The sequence below is a fragment of the Acinetobacter sp. ANC_7682 genome, from assembly GCF_056779795.1.
In genome coordinates, this window is sequence record NZ_JBWYIQ010000056.1 from 1 (window position 1) to 6356 (window position 6356).

The 6356-nt window shown below is 40.1% G+C and carries 5 protein-coding genes; 1 reads left to right on the forward strand and 4 read right to left on the reverse strand.

Annotated features, from left to right (window positions below; translation table 11 throughout):
- Window positions 1-198: 198 nt before the first annotated feature.
- Window positions 199-483, reverse strand: coding sequence for a hypothetical protein (locus tag AC1M9D_RS13720; RefSeq protein ID WP_481591731.1), 285 nt, complete (start codon window positions 481-483; stop codon window positions 199-201).
- A gap of 67 nt (window positions 484-550) precedes the next feature.
- Window positions 551-3169: a Fe/S-dependent 2-methylisocitrate dehydratase AcnD gene (gene acnD, locus AC1M9D_RS13725; protein ID WP_481612412.1), complete on the reverse strand. Its 2619-nt coding sequence runs from the start codon at window positions 3167-3169 to the stop codon at window positions 551-553.
- A 272-nt stretch (window positions 3170-3441) separates the two neighbouring features.
- Here acnD and ygfZ point away from each other — a divergent pair, with 272 nt between their 5' ends.
- On the forward strand, window positions 3442-4164 hold the full coding sequence (ygfZ, locus tag AC1M9D_RS13730; protein ID WP_481591729.1) for a CAF17-like 4Fe-4S cluster assembly/insertion protein YgfZ: 723 nt from the start codon (window positions 3442-3444) through the stop codon (window positions 4162-4164).
- A 38-nt stretch (window positions 4165-4202) separates the two neighbouring features.
- Here ygfZ and AC1M9D_RS13735 read toward each other — a convergent pair whose 3' ends face one another.
- The gene (locus AC1M9D_RS13735) at window positions 4203-5384 is read right to left on the reverse strand and encodes an MFS transporter (protein WP_481612413.1); all 1182 of its coding nucleotides are present in this window, start codon (window positions 5382-5384) and stop codon (window positions 4203-4205) included.
- 6 nt (window positions 5385-5390) lie between these two features.
- Window positions 5391-5975 carry a TetR/AcrR family transcriptional regulator gene (locus tag AC1M9D_RS13740; RefSeq protein WP_481612414.1) on the reverse strand — a complete coding sequence of 195 codons (585 nt, stop codon included), beginning with the start codon at window positions 5973-5975 and terminating at the stop codon, window positions 5391-5393.
- Between the last annotated feature and the right edge of the window lie 381 nt (window positions 5976-6356).

The following is a 6356-nucleotide window of genomic DNA, read 5'->3' on the forward strand; positions in this document are numbered from 1 at the left end:
TGGTTGTACGGTAGATTTTAGAGGCAGGCTTATTCATTTTGAAATTATATTGCTGAATAAGCTTTTGATGCTAGGTTTGTGCAACAAAGCCCATTTGTATTAACTGCATCATTTTGAATTTCTCGCAACAAAGACATAAACGCCTATCCCACTAATATCTTTAGATACTTAAATCATTAATAAAAAAATATGCCTTATCTAAAAGAATTCAACTTTAACTTTTTTAAATTCACGCAGTGCTCTATTTCCATTTTTATCCGTCAAATTAATTAAGTGTTCATCTTTACTTAAAAGCTCATATGCTTCACTCAAAGTATTCACTTCAACTTTATTAACAGCCTTATTTGTTGGGTTAATTGAATAAGAGCTGTTTTTGCGATTCAGAACGTATTTATTATTAGTATTCTTCTTAGCTTCAAATACTTTTCCTTTAGCAAGACCACGCGTTCCAATTGCATATAATCTTTTAACTAATCTAGACATGAATCAAATCCAATATAAAAAGAGCCCATAAAATATGGACTCTTTAAATTTAAAAATCAAATAGTTATCAACTTAAACTCCCTTCTAAGAAATCCTGTGCAAAGCGTTGCAATACCCCACCCGCTTCATACACAGACACTTCTTCTTCGGTATCCAAACGACACGTAACAGGGATTTCTAAAATCTCATTACGACCCTCTTGAGTTGAACGCTCAACCACCAAAGTTAAAGTCGAACGAGGTGCAATATTCCCAATCACACTATACAGCTCAGTACCATCCAAACCTAAAGTTTTACGGTCAGTTCCTGCCTTAAACTCAAGCGGTAACACACCCATACCGACCAAGTTGGTACGGTGAATACGTTCAAAACCTTCAGCTACAATGGCTTCAACACCTGCAAGGCGTACACCTTTCGCAGCCCAGTCACGGCTTGAACCTTGTCCGTAGTCTTTACCTGCAACAATGATCAAAGGCTGTTTACGGTTCATGTAGGTTTCAATCGCTTCCCACATACGCATCACTTCGCCTTCAGGCTCTACACGCGCTTTAGAACCTTGCTTAATTGTACCGTCCGAACGTACTACCATTTCGTTATACAATTTCGGATTGGCAAAGGTCGCACGTTGTGCCGTTAAGTGGTCACCACGGTGCGTTGCATATGAGTTAAAGTCTTCTTCAGGCACGCCCATTTTATGTAGATATTCACCTGCTGCCGAATCCATCATAATCGCATTCGATGGTGATAAATGGTCTGTGGTAATGTTGTCACCTAAAATCGCAAGCGGACGCATATTGGCTAAAGTACGTGGTGCAGCAAGTGCGCCTTCCCAATACGGCGGACGGCGAATATAGGTACTTTGCGGACGCCAGTCATACAATGGGCTTGCGGCTTGAACCTTCTCACCCAAATCAAACATTGGAATATACACTTTCTTAAATTGCTCAGGTTTAACCGCAACTTTCACCAACGCATCAATTTCTTCATCAGATGGCCAAATGTCTTTGAGGTAAATTGGGTTGCCATCTTTATCATGAGCTAAAGCATCCGTTTCAATGTCAAAACGAATCGTACCTGCAATCGCATATGCAACTACGAGCGGAGGCGATGCCAAGAATGCTTGTTTTGCATAAGGATGGATACGACCATCAAAGTTACGGTTACCTGATAAAACAGCCGTTGCGTAGAGGTCACGGTCGATAATTTCTTGTTGGATTTTTGGATCTAACGCACCTGACATCCCGTTACATGTGGTACATGCATACGCCACGATACCAAAACCGAGTTTTTCTAAATCACCGAGTACACCTGCTTCTTCTAAATACAATGCTGCGGCTTTAGAACCCGGTGCAAAAGATGATTTCACCCACGGCTTACGCACTAAGCCTAACTCATTAGCTTTACGAGCAAGCAAGCCTGCTGCCACTGTATTACGTGGGTTTGATGTATTGGTACATGATGTAATTGCAGCGATGATGATTGCACCATCAGGCATTAAGCCTTCTGCTTCTTGCGCACGAGCAGCGTCTAAATTACCTGCAATACCTTTGGCTTTTAAATCACTTGTAGATACACGTGCATGTGGGTTTGATGGCCCTGCAATGTTACGAGTGACTGTAGATAAATCAAAACGTAATACACGTGGGTACTCGGCTTTAGTCATGTCACTTGCCCAAAGACCAATTTCTTTAGCATAGTTTTCTACAAGCTTCACTTGCTCAGGTTCACGACCTGTCAGCGTTAAATAATCAATGGTGTTTTGGTCGATATAGAACATCGCAGCCGTTGCACCATATTCAGGGGTCATATTGGAGATGGTTGCACGGTCACCAATCGACATGGTGTCTGCACCTTCACCAAAGAACTCTAAATAAGCACCGACTACACGCTCTTTACGCAAGAACTCTGTTAAAGCCAATACGATATCTGTTGCAGTAATACCCGGCTTACGCTGACCAACAAGCTCTACACCAATAATGTCAGGTAAACGCATCCAAGATGCACGACCAAGCATCACGTTTTCAGCTTCTAAGCCACCGACACCAATCGAGATCACGCCCAAAGCATCGGTATGTGGGGTATGTGAATCTGTACCCACACACGTATCAGGGAAAGCTACGCCACCACGGTTTTGAATCACAGGTGACATCTTTTCCAAATTGATTTGGTGCATGATGCCGTTACCCGCAGGGATTACATCTACATTTTCAAATGCAGTTTTGGTCCACTCAATAAAATGGAAACGATCTTCATTACGGCGATCTTCCACCGCACGGTTTTTCTCAAATGCATCAGGATCAAAACCACCGTACTCGACTGCGAGTGAGTGATCGACAATCAGCTGAGTTGGTACCACGGGATTGACTTTAGATGGGTCTCCACCTTGATCGGCAATCGCATCACGCAAACCTGCAAGGTCCACCAATGCTGTTTGACCTAAAATATCGTGGCAAACCACACGTGCTGGATACCAAGGGAAATCGTGGTCTTGTTTATTAAAGATTAACTCTTTAAGAGACTGCTCTAAAATTGCAGGATCGCAACGGCGTACCAATTGCTCTGCAAGCACTTTAGAAGTATATGGGAGTTTTGCGTATGCGCCTGGCTGAATATCCTCAACGGCTTGACGCACATCATAATATTCGAGCTGGGTACCTTGCAGTGGTTTACGGTAGTTGTTATTCATCGCGTTCCTGCCTTGCCTTGAGCATCTTTTTTCTAAACTTTCTAAACATTTTGTTGTTGATGAGACTTCATCGTTTGTGATGGCATAGTACACTGCTGAAAGTCCATTTCCCAAATCTTATATATTTCATTTACTTAGGTACAAAAAACAGGGTTTTTGAAATATTTTGTTTCAAATAACGCAGATAAATAAGCAGTTATGTGCTTTTTTTTGAAAAATAGTGGAAAATTGGGATAATTCTTTAGTATTAGATTCAGATTCGAGCATAGAAAATGAACAATTTATCTTTCTCCTCATTTACGCTTAATGGCGTGGATGCTCAAAAATTTTTACAAGGTCAAGTGACGTTGCATGTTGAACGCCTTGAGGAAAATATCACGCGCTACACAGCAATTTGTGATTTAAAAGGTCGAATTCACTTTGGTTTATGGTTAACAAAGCTGAATCCTGAAAGCTTTGTCATTGTAACCACTCAAGATCAAGCTGAAGAATTTTCCAAACACATTAAAAAATTCGGTGCTTTTTCCAAAATGAAACTTGAAGAAGCTAGTCAGGTCTATCCTACGCTTCAAGGTGACACCACAACGTTCTCAGCAGAAGTAACAGATATTGCCGCTTGGAAAGTTCAGGCTATTCAACATGGTCAAGCTTACATTGATCAAGCCATTGAACACGTGTTCCAACCCCAAGAACTTCGTTTACATCAACGTGAAGGCGTTCACTATGACAAGGGTTGTTACTTGGGTCAGGAAGTGATTGCACGTTTATGGTTTAAAGCTAAACCGAAAGCGTGGTTACATTTAATTCAGGGTACAGGTGCTGTACCTGCAGAAGCTGAACAACTCGATAAAAGTGTACAAGTCGTCAATAGTGCGCCTTTCGAAAACGGTTATATCGCTTTGGTGGTAGCACGTCCTGAAGCATTAGCAGAGTTAGACGTGACTGTTTTAGATTTGCCTGAGTATTTAAATGGTGATGTGGCTAGACCACAGTAAAATAATCTAAAAAAACCTCCATTTAGGAGGTTTTTTTATTAACTAATAGGCTGAGGATTTGGAACATATTTCCGGTAAATGATCAGGTTTAATATGACCAATACCGCACAACACAAGTACATAAATTCAAAGCTCCATTGTGCAATAACCAATCCCATTACAACTGAACCAACTGCCAGACCAATATCAAAACAAATAAAGAATGTTGATATTGCATGCCCCATCCGTTGTTTATCTACAGTTTGAATGGTGAGCGTTTGCAAACAAGGAAATACTGAGCCATATCCAATTCCAATAAAAATTGCAGATAACCACAACATCCACTGATTATTGACTAGTGTTACGACCACAAGCCCAATCGCAAAAAATATAAAAGAAGGAACGATAACAGCACTCGGACCTTGACGATCATAAATTTTACCGACCCAAGGTCTTACAATTAACATCGACGCCGCAAACAATATAAAAAATACACTGGTGTACGCCAGCAGTTGTTTGCTCTCACTGTAAACCGTAATAAAACTGGTAATACTCGAGTAAGCAAAAGCTGTAAGTAAAGCAACACCACTTACAGCAAAAACTTTAGGCTCAAGAAAATCTTCAAGCCTAAATCCTTTTTTATTCATTTTATTTTGCTGAGGTATCTGATTCGCTGGAATATTTAATAACCAGCTAAAAATTAGACCTAAACTGATGAGCACCGCGAGAGCACCGAATAAAATTTGGAAGCTATAAAATTGAATCATGGTGAGCGCAATTAACGGTCCAAATACCACACCTAGGTTAGTGGACATCACATAATAGCCCATGCCTTCACCTTTACGATGCTCAGGAATGAAGTCATTCGCGACTGGAACAGCCACAGTGGTCAACACACTAAACCATATCCCATGTAAAAATCGTATAAGCAACAATGACCACATGTTATCAATGAATAAATAAGCAAATGCAAAGACCGCAAAAAACGTGCTCGATCCACGCATAGTGAGTCGCTTACCCATTTTTTGAATGATCATGCCTGAAAATGGTCGTACTGCTATTGATGAGGCGAGAAAAAGCGTTAACGCTAATCCTGCTTCTTCAACTGATCCCGCTAAATCCTTCACAATGTAAATCGGAAGGACAGCCAACATGGCAAAGTAGTAAATAAAAACAAATAAATTATTTAATACACACAAGATAAATGAACGATTCCAAAGTCGTTCGGTGGTTACACTCATGAAAATCTACTCTTGTCGCATTAATGTTTGGGCTTGAGGACGTAATGGATCTAAACTCAGTTTGACCAATTGACGGATATAGTGCTCATCAGGCAAATGATTAAAGAAAATAATTTGGTAATGAATAGGACCATATAGTCGATCAAGTACCAAATCATAGTGATCATGTTCAATCAGCTCCCCCGCCTCAATCGCCTGTTGGATCAGTTGATGCAGTTGAACTCGTTTAGGTAATAAATATTGCTTGAAGAATGTTGCAGCCAATTCACGATGATTCGCCATAACCACCAACATCGCTCGTCCCACTGGATGATCTAAAGCCTTAGCTAAACGAAGTAATTGTTGATTAAGATTTTGTTCAAGGTCGAGTTCTGGCTCAAACTCAAAAATTGAGAGTGTGAGCTCCTTAAACGTGTCTAGAACCAATTCAGATTTATGTGACCACCATCGATAAATAGTCGACTTTCCCACCCCAGCACGTGAAGCAATGTCTTCTACTGTCAGTTGGTGATATTCCACTTCATTCAAAGCCTGTTTGACTGAAGCTAAAATACATGATCGGCGTCGTGCACTTTTGTCTTCGACTGTCATGAAATCCTCACAAATAAAACGATACGTTTCGTATCGTATCGTATCGTTTTATAATAAAGTTTTTTTATTGATAAAGATATGAAAATAAGACCAAGGCGTTAGATGGAATAGATTTTAACTGTCAATCGATTGAGAGATGACTCATAAAAAAACCTCCTATATCGCTAGGAGGTTTTATTCTAAAAGCCATGAAATAATTTATTCATATCCTTCACCACATAATCTTTAAAATGAAATGCTCTCGCGTGTTTAGCATCAAACTTTACGGTTAAATCACCTTTTTGGAATACATCTCTGTACACGACAAATTTCACAGAACCCTTATCCTATCAGGATTCTGCTTTCTTAAAATTGCCAAAATTTCCTTAAACTCTTCTTTTT